This window comes from Cupriavidus sp. GW823-FHT07B10 (genome assembly GCF_058794355.1).
In genome coordinates this window covers 36,712-56,188 of sequence record NZ_JBXAGS010000001.1, presented here as the reverse complement: position 1 = coordinate 56,188, position 19,477 = coordinate 36,712, and the positions used below count along the sequence as shown (strand labels likewise).

The following is a 19,477-nucleotide window of genomic DNA, read 5'->3' as shown; positions in this document are numbered from 1 at the left end:
GTCATGCAGACGACAAGCCGGGCGACAGTGGTCACGGAGGCCAAGACCTCCGTTCGCTGGAAGATTTTTTTGATGATGCTGTTCCTCATCGCGATCAACTACATCGATCGCGCCTCACTGTCAGTGGCGATGCCGCTGATCGCCAAGGAGTTCGACCTCAGCCCCACCATGCAGGGCCTGATCCTCAGCTCGTTCTTCTGGACCTATGCGCTGATGCAGGTGCCGGGCGGCATGCTGGCCGACAAGTACAAGCCGCGCATCGTGATCGCCTGCGCCACCGTGTTCTGGGGCATTGCCCAGGCCGTGGCGGCCTTCACCACCAACGCCACCGCGCTGCTGCTGACCCGGCTCGGCCTGGGCGCGGCCGAAGCGCCGATCTACCCGGCCGGCGGCAAGCTCAACGCGATCTGGATGACCCAGAACGAACGCGGCCGCGGCGCCACCCTGCTTGACGGCGGCGCGCCGCTGGGCGCCGCGCTCGGCGCCATCATCATCACGTGGCTGATCGCCACGCTGGGTTCGTGGCGCCTGGCCTTTATCGTTGCCGGCGTCGGCACCGTGCTGGCCGGCGTGCTGGCCTGGTACTACGTGCGCAACTCCCCGCGCGAGCACCGCGGCGTGAACGAACTGGAAGCCCGCTACATCGAGGAAGCCCAGGCCAATGAACACCGCGCCGAGCCGGCCAACCTGTCGGGCCGTTCGCTGGACTTCTTCAAGTACCGCTCGGTGTGGTGCATGGCGATCGGCTGGATGTGCTTCAACACCGTGTTCTACGGCCTGCTGACCTGGATGCCCAACTACCTGAACAAGGTGCACGGCTTCGACATCAAGCAGATGGGCGGCGCCAGCTTCATCATCTTCTTCAGCGGCTTCGTGGGCGAACTGATCGGCGGCTGGATCGCCGACAAGTGGAAGGAAGCCGGCGGCCGGCCCAATGTGGTGATGCGCACGCTGTTCGGCATTGCCGCGGTGGTGGCCACGGTCTCGATCTTCTCGGTGGCCTACGTCACCGACCCGATCGTGGTGGTCGTGCTGCTGTCGTCGACGCTGTTCTTCCTGCGCTGGTGCGGCCTGTTCTGGTGCGTTCCGTCGATGCTCGGCACCCGCAACAAGATCGGCTTCCTGGGCGGCGTGATGAACCTGGGCGGCAATATCGGCGGCATCACGGTGCCCATCATCGTCGGCATGATCGTGCAGTTCACCGGCTCGTACTTCCTGGCGCTGATGTTCTTCGCCGCGGCTGGCGTCGGCCTGCTGCTGGCTTCCACCGCCATCGACTACGAGACCAAGATCCCGGTCTGAAGACCCGTCGGATCACCGAACTCCGAAAAACCAGCGAAAGGGCCGGCAATGTCCCGGCCCTCGCAACCACTCCTGAGACAAAAAGCAAAATGACCAAGCAAATCCGCCTCGGCATGCTGACGCCGTCTTCCAACACTGCGCTCGAACCCATCACCAGCGCGATGGTTGCCGGCCTGCCCAACGTCAGCGCGCATTTCTCGCGCTTCACCGTGACCGAGATCTCGCTGCGCGACCAGGCCCTGGGCCAGTTCAACCTGGACAAGATCCTGGCCGCCGCCAGCCTGCTGGCCGATGCCCGCGTCGATGTCATCGCCTGGAACGGCACGTCTTCCGGCTGGCTCGGCTTCGACAAGGATGAGGCGCTGTGCCAGCAGATCACCGAAGCCACCGGCATCCCGGCCACCACCTCGGTGCTTGCGCTCAACGAGATCCTGGAAAAGACCGGCGCGCGCAACTTCGGCCTGGCCACGCCGTACCTGGACGACGTGCAGCAGCGCATCATCGCCAACTACGAGCGCAGCGGCTTTCACTGCGTGGCGGAGAGCCACCTGGACCTGCATGTGAACTACAGCTTCGCCGAGGTCGAGGAAGACACCATCCGCGAGATGGTGCGCGGCCTGGCCCAGCACCAGCCGCAGGCCATCACCACCTTCTGCACCAACCTGCGCGCCGCGCACCTGGCCGAAGAACTTGAAGCCGAAACCGGCATTCCGCTGTACGACACCATCTCCACCGTGGTGTGGAAGTCGCTGCGCCTGTGCGGCGTGGACACGCGCGAGCTGCGCGGCTGGGGCCGCCTGTTCCGCGAAGTGGAGTAAGCCGATGTCCGCTCACGACAGCCTTGACCTGGTGATCCGGCGCGCGGACGTGGTCACTGCGTCCGACCGCTTCCGCTGCGATATCGGCGTGCGCAACGGGCAGATCGTCGCGCTCGGCCACGCGCTGCCGCAAGGCGCGCGCGAGATCGATGCCGATGGCCTGCTGGCGCTGCCCGGCGGCGTCGATGGCCATTGCCACCTCGACCAGCCCATGCCCGACGGCCTGCGCATGGCCGACGACTTCTTCACCGGCACGCGCGCCGCGGTGTGCGGCGGCACCACCACCGTGATCCCGTTTGCCGCGCAGGAGAAGGGCGCTTCGCTCAAGGCTGCCGTGGCGGACTACCATCGCCGCGCTGAAGGCCGCGCGGTGATCGACTACGCCTTCCACCTGATCGTGGCAGACCCCACGCCGGCAGTGCTGGCCGATGAACTGCCGGCGCTGATCCGCAAGGGCTACAGCTCGTTCAAGGTCTACATGACCTATGACGACCTGAAGCTGTCCGACCGCGAGATGCTGTCGGTGCTGGACGTCGCCAAGCAGAGCGGCGCGCTGGTGATGGTGCATGCCGAGAACGCCGACTGCATCTCGTGGCTGACCGACAAGCTGGTCGGGGAAGGGCGCATCGCACCGCGCTTCCACGGCCTGGCACGTCCCGCCGCAGTGGAGCGCGAGGCCACGCACCGCGCCATCACCTTTGCCGAACTGGTCGACGTGCCGATCCTGATCGTGCATGTCTCGGGCAAGGAAGCGATCGAGCAGATCCGCTGGGCACAGGGCAGGGGGCTGCAGATCCTGGCCGAGACCTGCCCGCAGTACCTGTACCTGACCGCCGACGACATGGCCTTGCCCGGCGACGACGGCTACGAAGGCGCCAAGTGCGTGTGCAGCCCGCCGCCGCGCGACCCCGAGAACCAGGCCGCGGTCTGGCGCGCGCTGACCAATGGCGTGTTCAGCGTGTTCTCGTCAGACCATGCACCGTTCCGCTATGACGACCCGCAAGGCAAGCAGCCGGGCGGCGAGCGGCCTTCGTTCGAGCACATCCCCAACGGCGTGCCGGGCATCGAGACGCGCCTGCCGCTGCTGTTCGACGGCGTGGCGCGCGGCAAGCTGTCGCTGCACCAGTTCGTCGAGCTGACCTCATGGCGGCCGGCACGGCTGTATGGCCTGTATCCGCGCAAGGGCACCATCGCCATCGGCGCGGATGCGGACATCGTGCTGTGGGACCCGAACCAGCGCGTGCAGATCCGCAACAGCGCGCTGCACCACGCGGTGGACTACACGCCGTACGAAGGCATCGAAGTGACCGGCTGGCCAGTGCATTGCTTCTCGCGCGGCGAGATGCTGGTGCGCGATGGCCAGTACCAGGAACCCCAGGCCGGACGCGGGCAGTTCCTGCCGGCGGGCGCGCCGATGCTTGGTTGATGACCTGCGGACCTGAAGACTGAAGAGCTGTGCAGGTTTGCTGTTTTCGCTGTTCGACAAACACTATCTCCCAATGCAACTCCTGATCGTCAATCCCAATATCAGCGAATCCGTCACCGCGCTGATCGAAGCCGAGGCGCGCCGCACTGCCGCCTCCACCACCACGCTGAAGATGGCCACCGCCCAGTTCGGCGTGGCCTACATCGAAACTCGCTTCGAAGCATTGGTCGGCGGCTATGCCACCGCCTGCGCCGCCGCGGAACACGCCGGCCAGTTCGACGGCCTGGTGGTCGCCGCGTTCGGCGACCCCGGCCTGGCCGGCCTGAAAGAGCTGTTCGACGTCCCGGTCGTCGGCATGACCGAGGCCGCGCTGGCCAGCGCCTGCCTGCTGGGGCAGCGCTTCTCCATCATCGCGATCTCGCACCGCATCCAGGCGTGGTACCGCGAATGCGTGGCGGCCAACGGCCTGTCGTCGCGGCTGGCCAGCGTGCGCTCGCTGCAGGAGCCGCTGCGCGATATCGGCAGCGTGCAGGAAGACCATGCCGCGCGGCTGGAGCAACTGGCCCTGCAGGCCATCGAGCAGGACGGTGCCGACGTGATCATCGTCGCCGGCGCGCCGCTGGCGGGACTGGCGCGCTCGCTGCAAGGGCGCATCCCGGTGCCGGTGGTGGATGGCGTGTCGAGCGCGGTGCGGCATTGCGAATCGCTGGTGGCCCTGCGCGCCGGCAGCGCCACGCAGGGCAGCTTCGCGCGGCCGCCGCGCAAGCCCAATGCCGGCCTGCCGCCGGCGCTGGCAAAGCTGCTCGACTGAGCGCAATCTAGCCGTGTGCAAATCTGCAATGCGCGTCCGCAAGGACGCGCATTGCTGCATAAGGGGGGCGATCCTAGACTGCCTGCACGGCCGCCGCATGGCGTGGCGGCCAGGCAACCACCACAGGATCGCAATGAAGCTCTACTACACTCCGGGCGTCTGCTCGATGGCCGTCCATATCGCCCTGCGCGAAGCCGGCCTGCCGGTCACGCTGGCCAAGGTCGACCTGCTCCGCCACAAGCTGGCCGAGCCTGAAAACGGCACCGACGACTACTACACCATCAACCCGCGCGGCTATGTGCCGCTGCTGCAGCTCGACGACGGCTCGCGCCATACCGAGGCGGCATCGCTGCTGCAATACATCGCCGACCTGGTGCCCGAACGCGCGCTGCTGCCCGCCGCCGGCACGCGCGAGCGGCTGGAAGCCACCGGCTGGATCACGCTGGTTTCAACGGAACTGCACAAGGTCTTCAGCCCGTGGCTGTGGCACAAGGAAACCGCGCAGAGCACGCAGGACGAGTGCAAGGCCAGGCTGCACCGGCGCTTTGCCGAACTCGACCAGCACCTGCAAACCCGCCATTACCTGATGGGCGACACGTTCACGGTGGCGGATGCTTACTGCTTCACCATCGTCGGCTGGGCCCGCATCCTGAAGCTGCCGCTCAACGACTACCCGGCGCTGCAGCAGTACCTGTCGCGCGTTGCGGCGCGGCCGGCGGTGCAGGAAGCGATGCGGGCCGAAGGGCTGGTGCGCGACTGAACCCGGCCGCGCGCGGAATCGCTCGCTCAGCGCTGCGCGCCGAGCAGCGATTCGATCTTCGCCACCAGTTCCTTGTCGTCCGGCCTGGTGCGGCTGCCATAGCTGGCCACCACCTGGCCATCGCGGCCGATCAGGTACTTGTAGAAATTCCACTTGGGCGTGGTGCCGGTTTGCTTTGCCAGCAGCGCGTACATCGGGTTGGCATCGCTGCCGCGCACATGCGACTTGCCGAGCATCGGGAACTTGACGCCGTAGGTGTTGTAGCAGAAGTCCGCGATCTCTTTCTGCGAGCCGGGCTCCTGCGAAAAGTCATTGGACGGGAAGCCCAGCACCACCAGCCCGCGCGCGCCGTACTTGGCGTACAGCGCCTCCAGGCCCTCGTACTGCGGCGTGAAGCCGCAATAGCTGGCGGTATTGACCACCAGCACCACCTTGCCGGCGTACTGGCACAGGTTCTGCGGCACATCGTCCTGCAGGCGCGGGAAGGTGAAGTTGAGCGAGGCGGGGCAGGCGCCCGCGGCAGGCGCCGCGGCGGGCTTGTCGGCGGCGCGCACGGGCGCCGGCAGCAGGACGGTGCTGGCCGCCGCCAGGGTCAGGGCGGCAGCCAGGCTGGAAAGCAGGGGACGACGGATCATGGCGACGGGGCTCCGGTGGTCGGCTCGCTGTATCGGGTACGCGTAGTTTACGCCGATGGCGGCCTGACGGATGCCGCGCCGGTCAGTCCATCGCCAGCGTGGCCGCGTGTTCGGTGACGCTGCCGCGCAGCTCCAGGTCCGGCATGCGGCGCACGATCAGCAGCGCCAGCACCGCCGCCGCCGCGCCCGCGGCAAAGAGCAGGTGGAAGCCCGACTCCACGCCGCCCGCCAGCACCGCGCGCACGGACGGCGACAGCTGCGCAAAGGCCTCGCTGCCGTGGCGCAGCGCACCGAGGTCCAGCGCCTGCGTGACCCCCGACGCCGCCAGCGCATGGCGGAATTCCAGCGTCAGCAGCGTGCCGGCGAGCGCCCCGCCCAGCGCGCTGCCGAGCGAGCGCAGCACCAGCAGCGCGCCCGTGCCGGCGCCGGTGTCGCGGCGCTCCAGCGCGTTCTGCACGCTCATCAGCGTGGCCACCATGGTCATGCCCAGGCCCACGCCGGCCAGCGTCATCGCCGCCAGCACCACCGCCAGCGGCACCGCCGGCGTCACCAGCGCCAGTGCGATCAGCCCCAGCGCGCCGGCGATATAGCCGGCGCTCAGGATGCCGCGCATGCGGCCCACGCGCGGCGCCAGCCACGCGACGATAAAGTTGCCCGCCACGGTGGCCAGCAGGAACGGCATCACCAGCAGGCCGGAGGTCGATGCATCCGCGCCGCGGACCAGCTGGAAGTGCAGGGGCAGGGCGAAGATGCACAGGAAGATATCGAGCGCGGCCAGCGCCGAGGCGGCCACGCCCATCACATAGGCCCGGTTGGCAAACAGGCGCGGCGGCAGCATCGGGTCCGCGGCGCGGCGCTCCTGCCAGATCAGCAGGACCAGGGCCGCCACCGCGGCCAGGAGCAGGGCGCCCAGCTCTGGCGAGAGCCAGTCGTAGACGTCGCCGCCCCAGCTCATCGCCAGCAGGAAGGCGACGATGGCCACCGCCAGCAGCAGCGCCCCCAGCCAGTCCACGCGCGCACGCCCGCCACGCGGCGGCAGCATGGCCAGCCCGCGGTAGCACATGAACATCGCCAGCAGGCCCAGCGGTACGTTGACCCAGAACAGCCAGCGCCACGACATATGGTCAGAGACCCAGCCGCCCACCAGCGGCCCGGCGATCGACGCCACCGCCCACACCGTGGCCAGGTAGCCCTGGTAGCGCCCGCGCTGGCGCGGCGCCACCACATCGGCAATGGCTGCCTGCGCCAGCGACATCAGCCCGCCGCCGCCCACGCCCTGCAGCGCGCGGAACAGGATCAGCTGACCCAGCGTCTGCGCCAGCGCGCATGCCACCGAGGCGCCGATAAACAGCGTGATCGCCACCATCAGCAGGCGCCGCCGGCCAAAGCTGTCCGACAGCTTGCCGTACAGCGGCGTGGTCACCGTCGACACGATCAGGTACGCCGTCACGATCCATGACAGGTGGCTGAAGCCGTTCAGGTCATTGGCGATCGCCGGCACCGCCGGGATCACCACGGTCTGGTCGAGCGCGGCCAGCAGGATGCACAGCACGATGCCGCCGATCACCCGCATCACGGCGCGATGGTCGTGGGCGGGCAGGGCCGGCGTGGTGTCCCGGGCGGATGCGGCAGAAGAGGGTGAAGACATGAACAGGCACGAGACCGCAGCGATGTGCGGTGAAAGCTACGTCAAATGCAGGGAATATCGGCCGGGAACCGCGCAATAGGGGGCGTGACGCCGTCGCGGGTGGCCTAATTCAGCGAACGCATAATTATATGCGGCCAGCAAGTATCGCGCTCGTGACCCAGATGTCTGGCACGTCACTTGCGTGACAAGGATCAGGCACGATGGTCGATGCAAGATCACATCGCCACTACCGAAGGTAAGATTTCGTCATGACCGAGACCCCACGACACGAAGCAGGTCAGGCCGCCGATGCGGCCGGGCCCGAACTGGGCCAGTGGCACCCCGTGCTGGCCATCGAACAGGCCGACGGCGACGGCCCCTTCGCCGCCCGGCTCTTTGGCCGCGCGCTGGTGCTGTGGCGCAATGCCGACGGCTGGCACGCCTGGGACGACCGCTGTCCGCACCGCGGCGCCGCTTTCACGCTGGGCGCCGTGCGCGATGGCCTGCTGCATTGCGGCTATCACGGCTGGCGCTTTGCCTCGGGCGGCCGCTGCACGCGCTATCCCGCCCACCCGGAACTGGTGCCTGCGCCGCGCGCCTGCGCCACCACGCACGCGGTGCGCGAGGGCTACGGGCTGTTATGGGTACGCCTTGGCGGCGACGGCACCGAGGCCGTGCCCGAACTGCCGTCCTTCCCCGAGTACCACGACGCCGAATGCCGCCGCGTGGTCTGCGGCCCCTACGACGTTGCCACCTCGGCGCCACGGCTGGTGGAGAACTTCCTCGACATGGCGCACTTCGGCTATGTCCATGACGGCTACCTGGGTGACCCGGCGCACACCGAAGTGCCGCCCTATGAAGTGGAAGCCATCGGCGATGCGCGCAAGCCCGACGCGCTGCGCACCATCGGCTGCCGCGCCTGGCAGCCGCGCGCGCACGCCAGCGCCGCCGGCGGAGCCATGGTCGAGTATGAATACCGCGTGGTTGCGCCCTACGCCGCGATCCTGACCAAGGTGCCCGACCTTGGCGACAACCATCGCGGCGCCATCGCGCTGTTTATCGGCCCGCGGGACGAGGAATCGAGCCGCGTGTGGTTCGTGATGTCACTGGTGACGGACGATGACGACGCCAGCCTGCGCGAATTCCAGGACACCATCTTCCTGCAGGACAAGCCGATCGTGGAATCGCAGCAGCCGCGCCGCCTGCCGTTGCGCACCGGCGTGGAGGTGCCCCAGCCGGCGGACAAGCTGGCAGGCGCGTACCGCCGCTACCTGGCGGCGCATGGGGTGAGGTTCGGCACGCTGGGCTAGCCGGCGGCCGCGCGCGGGAGAGTGGACGGGGCGGGTGCGTGCAATGCGACCAGCCCCCGAACACGACAGGCCTAGCGCCCGCCCCCGGTGATGTAATGCTCGAGCTGCTCGATGATGAACTGCTGCTCGGAGATGATGTCCTTGACCAGGTCGCCGATCGACAGCATGCCGATCAGCTCGTCGCCTTCCATCACTGGCAGGTGGCGCAGCCGGTGTCGGGTCATCAATGCCATGCATTCGTCGGTGGTCTGGCTGGCGCCGACGTAGATCACTGCATTGGTCATGATGTCGCGAACCAGCGTCTCGCGCGAGGTGCGCTGCATCAGGATCACCTTGCGCGCATAGTCGCGCTCGCTCAGGATCCCCAGGATCTCACCATGCTCGATCACCAGCAGCGCGCCGATGCCTTTCTCCGCCATCAGTTGCAGCGCGGTATAGACGGTCGCCGTGGGCGGGACGCTGTAAATGGCCTGACTCGGCTTGGACTCCAGAACCTGGCGTGCGGTTTTCATCACCAACTCCTTTTCCGTCGACAATGCAATGCGGCTGGCGGTGCCAATGCAATCAGAGTAGCAAAGTAACGCGCGCCGTTACAGGGTGACTTACGCGAATCTTTGTAAGCAATGTTGTGACGCCCGCATGGCAGCCGCCGGGTCAAGGTTGCGCATCGGTCGCTTTTTCGTCCAGTGCCGCCAGGCACAGCGCCTGCATTTCGGACACCCATTGCGCCGGCTGCAGCGCCGCGCCCTGCAGCAGCAGCCGATAGCGGCGCGCCCCCCAGACCGCCAGCACCAGTGCCTGCACCTTCGCGGCATCCGGGGCCGTGGGCAAGTCGGGGCAAGCGCACAGCGCCCGGCGCCAGGCCTCGCAGAACTCTTCGAACACGCGCCGGTGGTGCTTGGGCTCGGCGATGCGCGGCTCCAGCCCGATGATGTCGGCATCGAAGACGATGCCCGTGGCCTCGTCGTCCGCACCGCAAGCGATGGCCACTAGCCGCCGCACGCGCGTGCGCCAGTCGGCGTCAGCCCGTTGCGTGACCTCGGCGTCGATGCGCGCCAGCATGGTCTCGACCGTGTGGCGCACGTAGCCCGACGCCAGCGCTTCCTTGCTGGGAAAGTACTCGTACAGCGTACCCACCGAGAACCCTGCCTCCAGCGCCACCGCGCGCGTGGTCACGCCGTCCCAGCCATCGCGGCACCAGATCCGAACAAAGGCGTCGTAGATGGCGTTGACGGTGAAGTGCGCGCGCTGCTGCGAAGGGCGCTTGAGCGGCTTGCTGCGCGGCGTGGCGGGCCGTTTCAGGTCGCCGGCGGCGGGCGCTTCGTTTCCGAACCCGGCGGCGTTGGCGCGGCGATAGATTCTTGGCATCGGCCTCACGGAAGTCATGGCGAACATTGCACGCCGGACGGACGGGCCGCGAACCAGGAGAAGACATGGCAGCAACTGAACCGACCCTTGCCATCACGCGGCTGTTCAGCCGCAAGGATGCCCTAAACGAAAGCCGGCTGGAAGCCGCGCACGAACCCGCCAGCGCCGCGCCCGGCGAAGTGCTGCTGCGCCTGGACCGCTTTGCCCTGACCACCAACAACATCACCTATGCCGCCTTTGGCGAGGCCATGCAGTACTGGGACTTCTTTCCCACCGGCCAGCCGCAGTGGGGCCATATGCCGGTGTGGGGCTTTGCCGATGTGGTGGCCTCCGGCGTCGACGGCATCGCCCCCGGCGAACGCTTCTACGGCTACTTCCCCATCGCCAGCCATTTCCGCATGCAGCCCGGGCGCGTCACCGCGCGCGGCTTCTACGATGCCGCGGCGCACCGCGCAAAGCTGACCTCGGCCTACAACCAGTACACCCGCGTGCAGAACGACGCCGCCTACGCGCCGGAACTGGAGCACTACCAGATGCTGTACCGGCCGCTGTTCATCACCTCGTTCATGCTGGCCGACTTCCTGGAAGACAACCGCTTCTTCGGCGCACGGCGGCTGGTGGTGTCCAGCGCCTCCAGCAAGACGGCCTATGGCACCGCCTTCTGCCTGCGCGACCTCGACGGCATCGCGCTGACCGGGCTGACCTCGGCCCGCAACCGCGCCTTTGTCGAAGACCTCGGCTGCTACGGCAGCACCGTCACCTATGACGAACTGGCATCGGTGCCGGTGGACGAGCCCACGCTCTATGTCGACTTCTCCGGCGATGAGTCGCTGCGCGCGCGCGTGCATGCGCATTTTGGCGACAGCCTGGTGTACGACTGCTTTGTCGGCTCGACGCAGAACACCGGCTTCCTGCGCGACCTGCACCTGCCCGGGCCCAGGCCCGAGTTCTATTTCGCGCCGGTGCAGATCCGCAAGCGCAATGCCGACTGGGGACCGCAGGAAGTGAACCGGCGCTTCAACGCGGCGCAGCGCCGCTTTATCGACCATGCGCGCGATCCGGCCAAGCGCTGGCTGGCGCTGGTGGAGGAACGGGGATTCGAAGCCGCGCAGGCACGGATCGCGCGGCTGGCGGCGGGGAGCGGGGCGCCGCAGGAGGGGTACGTGGTGGTCGTGGGGTAAAAGCAGAACGGGCCCCGCATGGGGCCCGTCTTTCACTCCGTCAGCATCCGCACCTTCACCTTCTTGCCCTTGACCTTGCCGGCATTCAGCCGCTTCACCGCCTCGCGCCCGATGCTGCGCTCCACCGCGATATAGGTCGACATCTCCAGCACATTGATCTTGCCGATCTGCTCCTTGGTGAAGCCTGCCTCGCCGGTGAGCGCGCCCAGGATGTCGCCGGGGCGGATCTTCTCCTTGCGGCCACCCAGCATCTGCAAGGTCACCATCGGCGGCAGCAGGCGTTCATTGCTGGCGGGCCTCAGGTCGGCCAGCGGCTGCCATTCGAATTCGCCGCCGTGGTGCTGTTCCAGGTTGCCCACGCGGCCCATCTCGTCCATGCTGACCAGGCTGAAGGCCCAGCCTTCCTGGTCGGCGCGGCCGGTGCGGCCGATGCGGTGCACGTGCACCTCAGGATCGGGCGTGATCTCGACATTGATCACGGCCTCGAGCTGCGCGATATCCAGCCCGCGCGCGGCCACGTCGGTTGCCACCAGCACCGAGCAGCTGCGGTTGGCAAACTGCACCAGCACCTGGTCGCGCTCGCGCTGCTCCAGTTCGCCGTGCAGCGCCAGCGCCTGGTAGCCCTGCGCGCGCAGCAGTTCCACCAGCTCGCGGCAGCGCGCCTTGGTATTGCAGAAGGCCAGCGTGCTGACCGGGCGGAAGTGGTCCAGCAGGCGCCCCACCGTGTTCAGGCGCTCGCCTTCCTCGACCTCATAGAAGCGCTGGCGGATGGTGGTGTTGTCGTGCGTAGCCTCCAGCTTGACCGACTGCGGGTTGCGCAGGAAACGGTGGCTGAGCTTGTCGATGCCGGGCGGATACGTGGCCGAGAACAGCAGCGTCTGCCGGTCCTTCGGGCAGCGGCTGGCCACATAGGCGATGTCGTCGAAGAAGCCCATGTCGAGCATGCGGTCGGCCTCGTCCAGCACCAGCGTGTTGATGCCGGACAGATCCAGGCTGCCGCGGTCGATGTGATCCAGGATGCGGCCGGGCGTGCCCACCACGATATGTGCGCCATGGATCAGGCTGTCGACCTGCGGCCGCATCGGCGAGCCGCCGCACAGTGTCAGCACCTTGATGTTCTCTTCGGCGCGCGCCAGGCGGCGGATTTCCTGCGTGACCTGGTCGGCCAGCTCGCGCGTGGGGCACAGCACCATCGCCTGCACATCGAAGCGGCGCGGATCGAGCCGGTGCAGCAGCGCCAGCCCGAAGGCGGCGGTCTTGCCGCTGCCGGTCTTGGCCTGCGCCACCAGGTCCTGGCCTGCCAATGTGATCGGCAGGCTGGCCGCCTGGATCGGCGTCATTTCGTCATAGCCAAGCTGCGCCAGCGTGGCGAGCATGGTGGGCGACAGCGGCAGGTTGGAAAAAGCGGTGCCGGCTTGCGGCTGGGCGGGGGTCGAGTTCATGCGCGATTATAGCGATCCAGGGATGTCGATCCGTCAGTCATCGGCCGGCGGCGTCCAGTCCAGCCGCTCCAGCAGCGCCTGCGCCGCGGCCGGCGCGCGTTCCTTGGCGCCGTTGATAAAGAAGACAAAGACTTCGCGCTTGCGCGCGGCGGTCTTGCGGTCTTCCACCGTCGGCAGGTCGTCCGGCTGGTGGCCCTGCGCCCACGTGCGCACCCGCGCAGCCCACGCATCCAGGTCCCTGGGCGCATAGCCGGCCTTCAGCTTCGCGCTGCTGGCCATCAGCCGTGCATAGACAAAGTCTGCCGTGAGATCCGCCATCGACGGAAACTTGGGCGAATCGGTAAAGACCGTGGCGGCCTTGTACTTGCGCGCGAGCTTGAGGTAGTCCGGCGACTGGAAGCTGTCGTGCCGCACCTCCAGCACGTGGCGCAGCTTCACGCCTTCCACCGAATCCGGCAGCAGCTGCAGGAAGGCCTCGAAGTCCTCCGCATCGAACTGCTTGGTGGGCGCGAACTGCCACACCACCGGCCCCAGCTTGCGGCCGAGCTCGGCAATGCCGCTGTCGATGAAGCGTTCGATCGATTCGCCGGACTCGGCCAGCACGCGCCGGTTGGTGGCAAAGCGCGAGGCCTTCACCGCGAACACAAAATCATCCGGCGTGTCGTCGCGCCATTTGGCGAACGAGGTGCGCTTCTGCGTGCCGTGGTACGTGCTGTTGATTTCGATCGCGTTGAGGTGGCGGCTGGCATAGGCCAGCTCACGCGCCTGTGCCAGGCCGGCGGGATAGAAGTTGTCGCGCCACGGGGCGAAATTCCAGCCACCGATGCCAACCCGCACCGGCTCGGTGGACGTGGCGGCTTTGCGTGACCTGGCCTTGGGTGTGGCCTCTGAGGTTGCTGCAGTCCTGGATGCGGCCTTCGCCGCGGTGCGTGCTGCCATGGCGCGATCTCCCGAAACGCGAGACTGGCAGTCTAGCGGGAAACTGCGCCAGGCGGTGGCGGCGCAAACACGCCCCTGGCCAACAAAAAAAGCCGGAAGAGGGCCAGGCCCCCTTCCGGCTCCGTTCCCGGTCCCCCGGAATCAGAACGAGAAATTCACCAGGGCGTCGGCAGCGCTCACGTCCGCCGGCTGGGTCTGCACCGCACCCGTGGCGCTGGTGGCCTGCACGCTGTACTTGCCCGCGGCAGCGCCATCCGGCTGCAGCGGAATCGGCAGCGCGGCCTGGTAGGTGCCGATCACCGGAGCGGCCACCGGCAGCGCCGGTTCGGTGGCAAACATGCTGTAGGCGCCGGTATCGCTGGCGGCGGCCGTCGCCGCAATCTCGAAATTGCCGCCATTGACCAGTTGCAGCGCGCGCAGGGTCGCTTCCGCCGAAACCGGCGTGACCGAACCCGAAACCCGGCGATAGGTCGACGCCGGCAGCGACATCGGTGCCGCCGCGGTCGAGATCGCCGTGGGCGTGCCCACCACCACCGGCACGGCGCGCACGATGCCCGCCGCCTTGCCATTGGCAGAACCCGGCACCACCACCACGTCAACTGGACCGGCCGTGCTGCTCTGCTCGATCGGTGACAGCTTGAAGTTGCCGTTGGCGTCCGCCACCGTCGACTTCACCACCACGCCGTTGCGCTCGGCATAGACGCGCGCACCCGGTGCCCCGCTGACCACGCCGTTCACTTCACCGCTGACGGTCATCGGGATCGCCGTCACCACCGGCTTCAGGCCAAAGGTGCCATTGCCGCGCGTGACCACCGACTTGCACGCGTCAAAGTCCAGCACCAGGTCGGTCAGCGTACCCGCTGCCACGGTGAACGGCCGATTGATCTTGATGCCCGACTGCACCGCGCTAGGCGTATCCAGCGTCTGCTCAGTGCCGCCGATGGGCACCACCGAGTTGGCCAGCGCACCGGCGCCGCCGCCACGGTTGGCATCGAGCACCAGGCGTACCTGCTGGTAGTTGCCGGCAGGCAGCGCGGCCTGGCCCAGCACCGCCATCATGCCGTTGGTCAGCAACAGCAGGTCGATCTTGCGCGCGGGCACGACGTCGATATCGACCCAGCCCCCGGCGCTCGTCTCGGCGCTGGCGCTGCTGTGCACGCGCACCTTGTTGACGGTCACGAAGACACTTTTGAAGCCACAGGCCGGCGCATCGGTCATCGAGACCTTGAGCGTGCCCTGCCCACCGCCATCATCGCCGCCACCACCACCGCAGGCGGCCAGCGCCAGGGCACCGCTCAGAGCAAGCACGCGCACCGGCGCGGAAGACAAAGAAAGGACTGACACGGTAGGCTCTCCGTTTGGGTTATTTGTGAGTTGATCGGAGGATATGTTGCCGATCGCATAACGGCTGTAAGTCTTTGTAATACGTTGTGAAAAAGTCGTTAGCTTGTCTGATGACTGATCAGAAAGGCTTGACGACATATGTGATCCCGCCCAAGCCGCCGTCGGATGCGCTGCGGCAAGCGTTCTGCTGCGGCTGCCGTCATGCCCATGAACGCCGTATCAACATCATCGCTGCATTGCAACGCCGCTTGTATTGCAACGCATCCGATTTGGCGTTTGATCAGGCCGAAACCCGCTCCCACCCGCTCCTGCGTGTGTTCGCGTTACGAATGCAGATCCACCAGCGCGCATTCCCGAACCGCGCAAGCGCACTATCGTGCACCAACTTGGCGTGTTGTGTCGTCAACCTGATCACATTCGACAGGGTTTCTCCTGTCGGCCTCAAGTCGGGCGCACCCGCTCCGTATACAGCGGGGTGGAAATCCCACACACAAACGCCCCCAAACGATTCCCTACGAAGGATCTCCCCTGATGTTCACTACCATCCGTGCGCGGATCGTGGCCCTGTGCGTGGCCATCGTCATCGCCGCGCTCGCCATCAATACGGCGCTGAACCAGTTCGTCGCCAACCGCTATAACGAAGACGCCATCGACAGTAGCCTCGCGGCAGTGCAGAGCGGCCACGCCAGCGCCATCGCCGACTGGGTGGCCTCGCACAGCCAGATGATCCAGTCGCTGCAGGACGCCGTGCTGCAGCCCGAACCCGATGCTGCGCTCAGGCAGATTGCCGACGCCGGCGGCTTCACCAACGTCTACGTCGGCTACGCCGACAAGACCGCGAAGTTCTCCAACCCGCAAGGCATCCCGCCCGGCTACGACCCGACAGGCCGCCCCTGGTACCAGCAGGCCGCCGCAGCCGGCAAACCCGTGGTCACGCCGCCCTATGTCGATGCCGGCACCGGCAAGCTGGTGGTGGCATTTGCCGCGCCAGTGGTGCGCGACGGCGGCGTCAAGGCCGTGGTGTCCGGCGATGTGGCGATGGACAGCGTGATCGCCAACGTCAAGGCGATCCACCCCACGCCGGCAAGCTTCGGCATGCTGGTGGCCAGGAACGGCGACATCGTCGCCCACACCGACGACAAGCTCACGCTCAAGCCGGTGACGGAACTCGCGCCTGCGCTGAACGCCGACAAACTCGCCGCACTGGCCGGAGCAAAGACGCCGCTGGAAGTCGAAGTCGGCGGCAGCGCCAAGCTGCTTGGCGCGCGCGCCATCCCCGGCACCGACTGGATGGTTATCGTCGCCCTGGACAAGGCCGAGGCCACCGCCGGCATGCGCTCAGTGCTGATCGCATCGGTGCTTGCACTGGTACTGATCGCAGGCGTGGCCGCCGCGGTGGTATGGGGCGTGGCAACGATATCGCTGCGCGGCCTGTCCACCGTGCGCGATGCCATGGACGCCATCGGCTCCGGCGACGGCGACCTGACCCAGCGCCTGCCCGCCGACGGCAACGACGAAGTCGCGCAGATCGCGCGCGCCTTCAACACCTTTGCCGACAAGCTCTGCACCATCATGCGCCAGATCCGCGACGCCAGCGAATCCGTGCGCGCGGCCTCCGACGAGATCGCCGCGGGCAACACGGACCTGTCGCGCCGCACCGAATCCGCCGCCGCCAGCCTGCAGCAGACCGCGGCCTCGATGGAAGAAATCACCGCCACCGTCAGCCAGTCGGCCAGCTCGGCCCAGCACGCCAACGAATCCGTCACCGCGGCCTCGCGCGTGGCCGCCGACGGCGGCGTCGTGATCGGCGAAGTCATCACCACCATGGGCCAGATCGAGAACGCCTCGGTCAGGGTCTCCGACATCATCGGCGTGATCGAAGGCATCGCCTTCCAGACCAACATCCTGGCGCTCAACGCCGCGGTCGAAGCCGCCCGCGCCGGCGACCAGGGCCGCGGCTTCGCCGTGGTGGCGGGCGAAGTGCGCGCCCTGGCCCAGCGCAGCGCCCAGGCCGCCAAGGAGATCAAGACCCTGATCGAATCCACCGTAGGCAGCGTCAGCTCCGGCTCCGGCCAGGTCCGCCGCGCCGGCGACACCATGAGCGAGATCGTCAGCAACGTCTCCAGGGTGACCGGCATTATTTCCGAGATCACTCAAGCAGCCATGGAACAGACCCGTGGTATTCAAGAGGTGAATATGGCGGTGAGCCAGCTGGATCAGATGGTGCAGCAGAATGCGGCGCTGGTTGAGCAATCCACGGCGGCTGCCGCGGCGCTGCAGACGCAGGCCGGGAGCCTGGCGGGGGCGGTGGGGCAGTTCAGGTTGGGGTGAGATTGGCTCCATCCTTAAGCTAATCTCCGCAAATTCTGCGGAGAATGGCCCCGCCAGACTCCGCAGAGACCAAAAAAGGGGCCATTCGAAACGCTTGTTCAGGGCGGAACGTCAGTCCATTGGAAGCCCGTGGGCATGTTTCCTTCCACCAATCGCCCCCGACGCCGCCGCCCGCAGGATCCGCTGGAACGTCGGGCACTCCATATGCCTTGGCGCCGGACAAACCGCCGCATGCCGCAGTCCGTCGCGCATCGCAGTCAGCTTGCGGATGGTCCGGTCCAGCTCATCCGCCTTGGCCGCCAGCACCTGCCGGTCGATGTTCGGCTGGCCCTGTGGCGAGAACATCCGTGCGATGTCATCCAGCGAGAAACCGGCGGCACGCCCCAGTGCGATCAGCGCCAGCCGCTCCAGCACGCCGGCATCGAACACGCGCCGCATCCCGCGCCGGCCGATGGACGCGATCAGCCCCTTTTCCTCGTAGTACCGCAGCGTCGAGGCCGGCACGCCAGCCTGCCGGGCCACTTCCGCAATATCCAGGCTTGTCACCGCTTGACCTCAAGTCGACTTGAACTGGCACAGTGTAGCTTCCATGCCAGGGCGGCGTGCAAGGAGATATGACCATGGGTGAGCAACAGCAGACCAGCAGCAACGGCGGCGACCAGGCCGCACTGTGGAACGGCCCGTCCGGCCATGCCTGGGTCGCGGAGCAGGCGGTGCTCGACGACATGTTCCGGCCGCTGGAAGGCCGGCTTGTCGATACGGTGGGCAAGACTTCCGCGCAGCATGTGCTCGATGTCGGCTGCGGCACCGGCAGCACTACGATCGCGCTGGCGCGCAAGCTCGGCGCGCAAGGCAGATGCACCGGCATCGATATTTCCGAGCCGATGCTCGCCGCTGCACGGGCACGCGCGCAACACAACGGCTCGACCGCCAGCTTTATTCGCGCCGACGCGCAGGACTACGCCTTCGCGCCAGCAAGCTTCGACAGCATCGTGTCGCGCCTGGGCGTGATGTTCTTCAGCGATCCGGTGCGGGCCTTTGCCAACCTGCGCCGGGCCGCAACACCGGATGCCACGCTCCACTGCATCGCCTGGCGCAGCGCCTCAGAGAATCCGTTCATGACCACCGCCGAGCGAGCGGCCGCACCGCTGCTGTCCAACCTGCCGCCGCGGCAGCCGGGGGCGCCGGGGCAGTTCGCCTTCGGCGACCGCCAGCGCGTGCAGGCCATCCTGGAAGAGGGCGGCTGGGGCGGGATCGATGTCGAGCCGATCGACTTCGCCTGCACGCTGCCGGAGCCTGCGCTGGTGGACTACCTGTCCCGCCTGGGTCCCGTCGGACTGGCCCTGCGCGAGGCCGATGCAAGCACACGCGCCAGCGTCATCGAAACTGTCCGCGCGGCATTCGAGCCTTACGTTCATGGCGCAACTGTGCGCTACACCGCTGCCTGCTGGATGATCACCGCCCGCGCTGCGGCTTCATCACTGACCGCCGGCGAGACTGCCCATGCCTGATACAGCGGTGGCCCTCCTGCTCAATGCAATCGTGATCGGCACCGGCGCAACGCTGGTGATGGACGCCTGGGCCATCCTGCGCAAGCGGCTGCTGGGCGTGCCTGCGCTGGACTATGGACTCGTAGGCCGTTGGCTCGCGTGGCTGCCGCGAGGACGCCTTTGCCACCATCCCATCGCCGCATCGCCGCCGGTGCGCGGCGAGCGCGGGATCGGCTGGATCGCGCATTACCTGACCGGCATCGTGTTCGCGGCCATCCTGCTGGGGCTATGGGGACTCGACTGGGCACGTCATCCGACGCCGGCGCCCGCGTTGATCGTCGGCATCGGCAGTGTGGCGGCACCGTTCCTGCTGATGCAGCCGGCGATGGGTGCCGGCATCGCTGCGAGCCGCACGCCGCGGCCAAACGTGGCACGGGTGCATAGCCTGGTGACGCATGCGGTGTTCGGGCTGGGGCTCTATGTGGCGGGTTGGGTCGTGAGCCTGGTAGCGAACTGACAAGCGGGCACAGCGGCCGGCTGCCGTTGTCAGATCCAAGGCCGAGGAGAAACCTCCGCGGCTTTCCAGATTTATGGCCTCAGCCAGGCATCGGAGACCGCGCCCAAAGTTTGCCGCCCGCTTCTGTGGGCTATCGAACCGTAGATTGCTGGCGCCGCTCCAGAATAGAAGTCCAT

At 67.3% G+C, this 19,477-nt stretch carries 18 protein-coding genes; 10 read left to right on the top strand and 8 right to left on the bottom strand.

Annotation, left to right across the window (positions count from 1 at the left end; all coding sequences use genetic code 11):
• Positions 1-3 precede the first annotated feature (3 nt).
• From AC1Q6V_RS00285 to gstA, 5 genes are all read left to right on the top strand, one after another.
• Entirely contained in the window at positions 4-1,302 is a 1,299-nt protein-coding gene (locus AC1Q6V_RS00285; protein WP_010811437.1) for an MFS transporter, read from the top strand.
• 89 nt (positions 1,303-1,391) lie between these two features.
• Entirely contained in the window at positions 1,392-2,120 is a 729-nt protein-coding gene (locus AC1Q6V_RS00280) for a maleate cis-trans isomerase family protein (protein ID WP_340528437.1), read from the top strand.
• 4 nt (positions 2,121-2,124) lie between these two features.
• Complete coding sequence (gene hydA, locus AC1Q6V_RS00275; RefSeq protein ID WP_439671147.1) at positions 2,125-3,546, top strand: dihydropyrimidinase; 1,422 nt, start codon at positions 2,125-2,127, stop codon at positions 3,544-3,546.
• A 73-nt stretch (positions 3,547-3,619) separates the two neighbouring features.
• The gene (locus tag AC1Q6V_RS00270; RefSeq protein WP_010811434.1) at positions 3,620-4,357 is read left to right on the top strand and encodes an aspartate/glutamate racemase family protein; all 738 of its coding nucleotides are present in this window, start codon (positions 3,620-3,622) and stop codon (positions 4,355-4,357) included.
• A 133-nt stretch (positions 4,358-4,490) separates the two neighbouring features.
• Positions 4,491-5,117 carry a glutathione transferase GstA gene (gstA, locus tag AC1Q6V_RS00265; protein WP_010811433.1) on the top strand — a complete coding sequence of 209 codons (627 nt, stop codon included), beginning with the start codon at positions 4,491-4,493 and terminating at the stop codon, positions 5,115-5,117.
• Positions 5,118-5,143: 26 nt separating this feature from the next.
• Here the strand turns inward: gstA and AC1Q6V_RS00260 are convergent, their stop codons facing one another.
• Both AC1Q6V_RS00260 and AC1Q6V_RS00255 read right to left on the bottom strand, forming a co-directional pair.
• Entirely contained in the window at positions 5,144-5,752 is a 609-nt protein-coding gene (locus AC1Q6V_RS00260) for a glutathione peroxidase (protein ID WP_010811432.1), read from the bottom strand.
• Positions 5,753-5,834: 82 nt separating this feature from the next.
• Positions 5,835-7,400 (bottom strand): MDR family MFS transporter, encoded by a 1,566-nt coding sequence (locus AC1Q6V_RS00255; protein WP_246840252.1) that lies wholly within the window; start codon positions 7,398-7,400, stop codon positions 5,835-5,837.
• 248 nt (positions 7,401-7,648) lie between these two features.
• Here AC1Q6V_RS00255 and AC1Q6V_RS00250 point away from each other — a divergent pair, with 248 nt between their 5' ends.
• The gene (locus AC1Q6V_RS00250) at positions 7,649-8,689 is read left to right on the top strand and encodes a Rieske 2Fe-2S domain-containing protein (RefSeq protein WP_439671146.1); all 1,041 of its coding nucleotides are present in this window, start codon (positions 7,649-7,651) and stop codon (positions 8,687-8,689) included.
• 71 nt (positions 8,690-8,760) lie between these two features.
• On the opposite strand, the gene AC1Q6V_RS00245 is transcribed toward AC1Q6V_RS00250, so the two are convergent.
• Both AC1Q6V_RS00245 and AC1Q6V_RS00240 read right to left on the bottom strand, forming a co-directional pair.
• The gene (locus AC1Q6V_RS00245) at positions 8,761-9,201 is read right to left on the bottom strand and encodes a CBS domain-containing protein (RefSeq protein WP_010811429.1); all 441 of its coding nucleotides are present in this window, start codon (positions 9,199-9,201) and stop codon (positions 8,761-8,763) included.
• 142 nt (positions 9,202-9,343) lie between these two features.
• The gene (locus AC1Q6V_RS00240; protein WP_011614326.1) at positions 9,344-10,057 is read right to left on the bottom strand and encodes a TetR/AcrR family transcriptional regulator; all 714 of its coding nucleotides are present in this window, start codon (positions 10,055-10,057) and stop codon (positions 9,344-9,346) included.
• 65 nt (positions 10,058-10,122) lie between these two features.
• Between AC1Q6V_RS00240 and AC1Q6V_RS00235 the strand changes: the two genes are divergently transcribed.
• The gene (locus AC1Q6V_RS00235) at positions 10,123-11,238 is read left to right on the top strand and encodes a DUF2855 family protein (RefSeq protein WP_010811427.1); all 1,116 of its coding nucleotides are present in this window, start codon (positions 10,123-10,125) and stop codon (positions 11,236-11,238) included.
• A gap of 32 nt (positions 11,239-11,270) precedes the next feature.
• On the opposite strand, the gene dbpA is transcribed toward AC1Q6V_RS00235, so the two are convergent.
• The 3 genes from dbpA to AC1Q6V_RS00220 form a co-directional block, all read right to left on the bottom strand.
• Positions 11,271-12,680 carry an ATP-dependent RNA helicase DbpA gene (gene dbpA, locus AC1Q6V_RS00230; RefSeq protein WP_010811426.1) on the bottom strand — a complete coding sequence of 470 codons (1,410 nt, stop codon included), beginning with the start codon at positions 12,678-12,680 and terminating at the stop codon, positions 11,271-11,273.
• A gap of 33 nt (positions 12,681-12,713) precedes the next feature.
• Positions 12,714-13,619 carry a DUF72 domain-containing protein gene (locus tag AC1Q6V_RS00225; RefSeq protein ID WP_454751140.1) on the bottom strand — a complete coding sequence of 302 codons (906 nt, stop codon included), beginning with the start codon at positions 13,617-13,619 and terminating at the stop codon, positions 12,714-12,716.
• A gap of 141 nt (positions 13,620-13,760) precedes the next feature.
• Positions 13,761-14,963, bottom strand: a complete 1,203-nt coding sequence (locus tag AC1Q6V_RS00220) for a DUF4382 domain-containing protein (protein ID WP_454751141.1) — start codon at positions 14,961-14,963, stop codon at positions 13,761-13,763.
• A gap of 531 nt (positions 14,964-15,494) precedes the next feature.
• Between AC1Q6V_RS00220 and AC1Q6V_RS00215 the strand changes: the two genes are divergently transcribed.
• Positions 15,495-17,294, top strand: a complete 1,800-nt coding sequence (locus tag AC1Q6V_RS00215; protein WP_454751142.1) for a methyl-accepting chemotaxis protein — start codon at positions 15,495-15,497, stop codon at positions 17,292-17,294.
• Positions 17,295-17,405: 111 nt separating this feature from the next.
• On the opposite strand, the gene AC1Q6V_RS00210 is transcribed toward AC1Q6V_RS00215, so the two are convergent.
• Complete coding sequence (locus tag AC1Q6V_RS00210; protein ID WP_011614321.1) at positions 17,406-17,840, bottom strand: helix-turn-helix domain-containing protein; 435 nt, start codon at positions 17,838-17,840, stop codon at positions 17,406-17,408.
• Between the two features lie 74 nt (positions 17,841-17,914).
• On the opposite strand from AC1Q6V_RS00210, the gene AC1Q6V_RS00205 reads away from it, so the two are divergent.
• Positions 17,915-18,805, top strand: coding sequence for a class I SAM-dependent methyltransferase (locus tag AC1Q6V_RS00205; RefSeq protein ID WP_454751143.1), 891 nt, complete (start codon positions 17,915-17,917; stop codon positions 18,803-18,805).
• Positions 18,798-19,301: a DUF2938 domain-containing protein gene (locus AC1Q6V_RS00200; RefSeq protein WP_439668457.1), complete on the top strand. Its 504-nt coding sequence runs from the start codon at positions 18,798-18,800 to the stop codon at positions 19,299-19,301. The genes AC1Q6V_RS00205 and AC1Q6V_RS00200 overlap by 8 nt, the downstream gene beginning before the upstream one ends.
• Positions 19,302-19,477: the final 176 nt, after the last annotated feature.

Coding starts and splice junctions, on each gene's coding strand:
- AC1Q6V_RS00250 (WP_439671146.1), top strand. CDS start 7,649: ATGACCGAGACCCCACGACACGAAGCAGGTCAGGCCGCCGATGCGGCC.
- AC1Q6V_RS00235 (WP_010811427.1), top strand. CDS start 10,123: ATGGCAGCAACTGAACCGACCCTTGCCATCACGCGGCTGTTCAGCCGC.
- AC1Q6V_RS00215 (WP_454751142.1), top strand. CDS start 15,495: ATGTTCACTACCATCCGTGCGCGGATCGTGGCCCTGTGCGTGGCCATC.
- AC1Q6V_RS00260 (WP_010811432.1), bottom strand. CDS start 5,752: ATGATCCGTCGTCCCCTGCTTTCCAGCCTGGCTGCCGCCCTGACCCTG.
- AC1Q6V_RS00285 (WP_010811437.1), top strand. CDS start 4: ATGCAGACGACAAGCCGGGCGACAGTGGTCACGGAGGCCAAGACCTCC.
- AC1Q6V_RS00255 (WP_246840252.1), bottom strand. CDS start 7,400: ATGTCTTCACCCTCTTCTGCCGCATCCGCCCGGGACACCACGCCGGCC.
- dbpA (WP_010811426.1), bottom strand. CDS start 12,680: ATGAACTCGACCCCCGCCCAGCCGCAAGCCGGCACCGCTTTTTCCAAC.
- gstA (WP_010811433.1), top strand. CDS start 4,491: ATGAAGCTCTACTACACTCCGGGCGTCTGCTCGATGGCCGTCCATATC.
- AC1Q6V_RS00205 (WP_454751143.1), top strand. CDS start 17,915: ATGGGTGAGCAACAGCAGACCAGCAGCAACGGCGGCGACCAGGCCGCA.
- hydA (WP_439671147.1), top strand. CDS start 2,125: ATGTCCGCTCACGACAGCCTTGACCTGGTGATCCGGCGCGCGGACGTG.
- AC1Q6V_RS00280 (WP_340528437.1), top strand. CDS start 1,392: ATGACCAAGCAAATCCGCCTCGGCATGCTGACGCCGTCTTCCAACACT.
- AC1Q6V_RS00270 (WP_010811434.1), top strand. CDS start 3,620: ATGCAACTCCTGATCGTCAATCCCAATATCAGCGAATCCGTCACCGCG.
- AC1Q6V_RS00245 (WP_010811429.1), bottom strand. CDS start 9,201: ATGAAAACCGCACGCCAGGTTCTGGAGTCCAAGCCGAGTCAGGCCATT.
- AC1Q6V_RS00225 (WP_454751140.1), bottom strand. CDS start 13,619: ATGGCAGCACGCACCGCGGCGAAGGCCGCATCCAGGACTGCAGCAACC.
- AC1Q6V_RS00200 (WP_439668457.1), top strand. CDS start 18,798: ATGCCTGATACAGCGGTGGCCCTCCTGCTCAATGCAATCGTGATCGGC.
- AC1Q6V_RS00240 (WP_011614326.1), bottom strand. CDS start 10,057: ATGCCAAGAATCTATCGCCGCGCCAACGCCGCCGGGTTCGGAAACGAA.